This window comes from Streptomyces prasinopilosus, assembly GCF_001419695.1.
Lineage (GTDB): Bacteria > Actinomycetota > Actinomycetes > Streptomycetales > Streptomycetaceae > Streptomyces > Streptomyces prasinopilosus.
The window spans coordinates 1-3,170 of record NZ_LIRG01000716.1 but is presented as its reverse complement, the minus strand read 5'-3'; the positions used below and the strand labels follow the sequence as shown (position 1 = coordinate 3,170).

6 protein-coding genes are annotated in these 3,170 nt (G+C 70.1%); all 6 read left to right on the top strand.

Features of this window, described 5'->3' with window-relative positions; genetic code table 11:
* The first annotated feature begins 195 nt into the window (after positions 1–195).
* The 6 genes from AOK18_RS25130 (at position 196) to AOK18_RS25105 (ending at position 2,901) form a co-directional block, all read left to right on the top strand.
* Positions 196–543, top strand: coding sequence for a hypothetical protein (locus AOK18_RS25130; protein WP_157865175.1), 348 nt, complete (start codon positions 196–198; stop codon positions 541–543).
* A 17-nt stretch (positions 544–560) separates the two neighbouring features.
* Positions 561–1,013, top strand: coding sequence for a hypothetical protein (locus tag AOK18_RS25125; protein ID WP_055695809.1), 453 nt, complete (start codon positions 561–563; stop codon positions 1,011–1,013).
* Positions 1,014–1,087: 74 nt separating this feature from the next.
* On the top strand, positions 1,088–1,732 hold the full coding sequence (locus AOK18_RS25120; protein ID WP_055695808.1) for a hypothetical protein: 645 nt from the start codon (positions 1,088–1,090) through the stop codon (positions 1,730–1,732).
* 22 nt (positions 1,733–1,754) lie between these two features.
* Positions 1,755–2,030, top strand: a complete 276-nt coding sequence (locus AOK18_RS25115; RefSeq protein ID WP_055695807.1) for a hypothetical protein — start codon at positions 1,755–1,757, stop codon at positions 2,028–2,030.
* Positions 2,027–2,695 carry a hypothetical protein gene (locus AOK18_RS35185; RefSeq protein ID WP_055695806.1) on the top strand — a complete coding sequence of 223 codons (669 nt, stop codon included), beginning with the start codon at positions 2,027–2,029 and terminating at the stop codon, positions 2,693–2,695. The genes AOK18_RS25115 and AOK18_RS35185 overlap by 4 nt, the downstream gene beginning before the upstream one ends.
* The gene (locus AOK18_RS25105; RefSeq protein ID WP_055695805.1) at positions 2,692–2,901 is read left to right on the top strand and encodes a hypothetical protein; all 210 of its coding nucleotides are present in this window, start codon (positions 2,692–2,694) and stop codon (positions 2,899–2,901) included. The genes AOK18_RS35185 and AOK18_RS25105 overlap by 4 nt, the downstream gene beginning before the upstream one ends.
* Positions 2,902–3,170: the final 269 nt, after the last annotated feature.

Here is a 3,170-nt window from a genome sequence, read left to right as displayed (position 1 = left end):
CCCCTGATACGGCCCCCGGTTCTCTCCACCCCCAGTGAGAGCCGGGGGCTTTCGCATGCCCGTTGAACCCGACACGGGATATGCATTGCATTGCCATGCGCAGAGCGGTACGGTGGACACACCAAGACGGCAACAGCCCACCCACCAGGGCCGTTTCGCCCCACCCTTGCCATCCCAGGAGCCACCGTGCCCGTGATGACCCCTGCCCTCCCGCGCACCGAAACCGACTACCGCAGCCTCACCACGGCACAGCAGGACGAGTTCGACCGGCTCATGGAGCAGGCCGACACCGCCGGCCCCGGAGACGCCTACCACCAGGCCATGACCGAAGCCGCGCTCACCGCCGGCCTCCCGGTCCCCGCCTCCCGCGACATAGCCCGCTGCTCCTGCCTCAACGACGCGGGCGGCTGCGGCTGCGGTGCCATCTTCGACTCCCACGCCCTCGGCGTGGTCGTCACCGCCACGAACGCACCGAACCGGAACCTCTCCGAGCTCCAGTGCCCGACCTGCGGCCACGACCACCCCCGCCCCATCACCGACTGACCCAGAACGGAACCGTCATGGACCTCTCCACCGCCCGCGCCCGCATCCACGCCCTCCGCCCCATCCTCGACAACCCGGCCGAGGCCGAGGCCCGCGAGACGGAGCTGGACCAGCACCTCGACGACCTCATCGCCGCCGCGCAGGCCGAGGCGTCTGAGAAGAACAAGCCGTCATTCTGGCGGGACGACGCAGACGACACGCCCGAGAGCGACCAGCCCTCGGCTTCGGCCAACTTCTTCGAGCCCGGCCACACCTACGCGGTCCGCGTCGGTCGGCCCGGCGGCCGTGAGCGGTTCCGCTTCTACTGCGAGTCCGTCACGACCGACCCGGAGACCGGCCGACCCCACGCCCTCGGCCAGCACGGCAGGCTCCGCACTGCCGACGGCGAGTGGATCTGGACGCCGAACCCCCGGACGTACGACGACTGGCGCAGCGGCGCCTGGACCGACGTCACCGAAGAACTGGCCTGACCCATCTGAGCCCGCCCGGCCGCGCATGAAGACCGCACTGCGCGGCCGGGCGACCAACCCGCTGGGAGACACCGATGAGCACCCACCGCGTCCTCCGCCGCATGGCCACTGTCATCAACACCCAGGGCCTCCACCGCGGCGAACAGTTCGCCGTCCGCGGCCCCATCGACCACCTCGACATCTGCGCCATCGCCTACGTCGTCGCCGAAGACCGGCCGGCACCCGCCGTGTTCTTCACCGACGAGTGCGCCTCCCTCGACCTCATCGAGGCCAGCGAGCCGGCCATGACCGCCATCCGCGCCATCTCCGCCGTCCTCAGCAGCGACGTCTGCGAGACCAACGGCCAGCCCGACTACATCGAGCACGTCTCCAACTGGGCCGCCACCACGCCCACCAACGCCACCCGGCCACCCACCACCAGCGAGGTCATCGGCCGCATCCTCCGTGCAGCCGACGCCATCGACCACGCCGCCTCCCAGACCACAGGCATCAGGCCCGGACACACCGACGCGTACGGGTTCTGCCTCACCTGTCGCGGCCACGGGGCCTTGATGGTCGACGGCGAGGAGATCCCCTACGAGGACCTCAGCCCGCGCCGCAAGCAGGGTCACGACCTGGGACACCGCTTCTACCGGAACACCAGCAAGCCCTGCCCTGACTGCGACGGCCAGGACCGCGCCACCGACGCCGCCGTCTCCGCCTACGAAGCCTCCTTCTGACCCCCGAACGGAGCCCCCCGCCATGAGCATCCAGACCATCACCCCCATCACCGACCCCTACCGCAGCCACCCCGACTACTACCGAGGCCGCGCCGACGCCTACGACGACTCCCAGACCCGAACCGTCGACCAGATGGTCGTCCTCGCGTCCATGGCCATCGACCACGCCTCCATCCCCTACGCCTTCGGCTACAGCGACCGCGTCACCGAACTCCGCCTGGAGCAGGACGCCGTCGCCCCCATGGAGATGGAGCTCGCCCAGACGTGGCTCGCCCGCACCCAGGGGCGTGCCGCATGAACCGCATAGCCGCCAACACCGCGTTCGTCCTCACCCTCACCGCCGCAGCCGTCCTCACCCCCCACGACACCCACCCCGCCACCGGCCCCGTCACCGCCGGCCACGGCTGGAAACTCCAGACCCCCAACATCACCCACATCGACACCCAGCCCTGGACCATCGCCTTCCACGACACCACCAGCCGCACCAAACTCACCCCCTACGTCAAGCACACCGCGGCCGAACTCTCCACCCACCTCGGGGTCAAGGTCACCGTGTCCACCCGCATCGTCCCCACCACGGTCGGCAAGTGCCCGCCCAGCCACACCATCGCCGTCCGGTGGATCTCCAAGCCCAACCCTGCTCACCCCAACCGGTCCTTCGCCGGCGCGTGCAGCCTCCGCGGTGCCGCCTACAGCGGCTACGCCTACATCAACTCCGACTACTGGGCGCCCGGTCGCCGCTTCCACGAGTACCAGCGGCAGAACGTCATCTGGCACGAGACGGCCCACACCGTCGGCGTCACCCACCCCGCCACCTGCCCGAAGGACAAGACCGGCCGCAAGCCGCTGATGTGCGACGTCGACACGTACACGTCCACCGGCACCCGCCGCTACAGCTCCTTCGAGCAGACGGCGTTCAAGCAGCTCCGCACCAACCGCACCCACGCGGCGGTGAACAAGTGAACGCCCGCGAACGCCTGGAAGCGATGGTCCGCACCGACCGAGGCGACATGAACGTCTACTCCGAGCCCGAGGTGCGTGACGCGCTCGACGCCTACACCGCCCAGGTCCTGCGCGAGGCAGCCCGCCTCATGGAGGCCACCGGCCGCGATGACGACGCCGTGAACTTCCTGGACCTTCTCGCCTCACGGGCGGAGAGCAAGGGGTGACCTGGCCCGACGGCATCGCCCTCGCCGTCGGCCTCACCGCCACCGCACTCATCCTCACCCACCAGCACCGGAGCACCACCGCCACACCACCACCCCGCAGGACGGAGCACCGCCATGACCGCACGGACACGCAAGGCCACCCCCACCAGCACGGCGAAGAAGACCACGGCCGCCAAGAAGACCACCGCTCCCCGCACCCGTAAGCCGGCCACCGCGAAGAACACCACACCCCCGTCCGCGCCCGCGCCCCGCCTGTCCCTCGTCAAAAC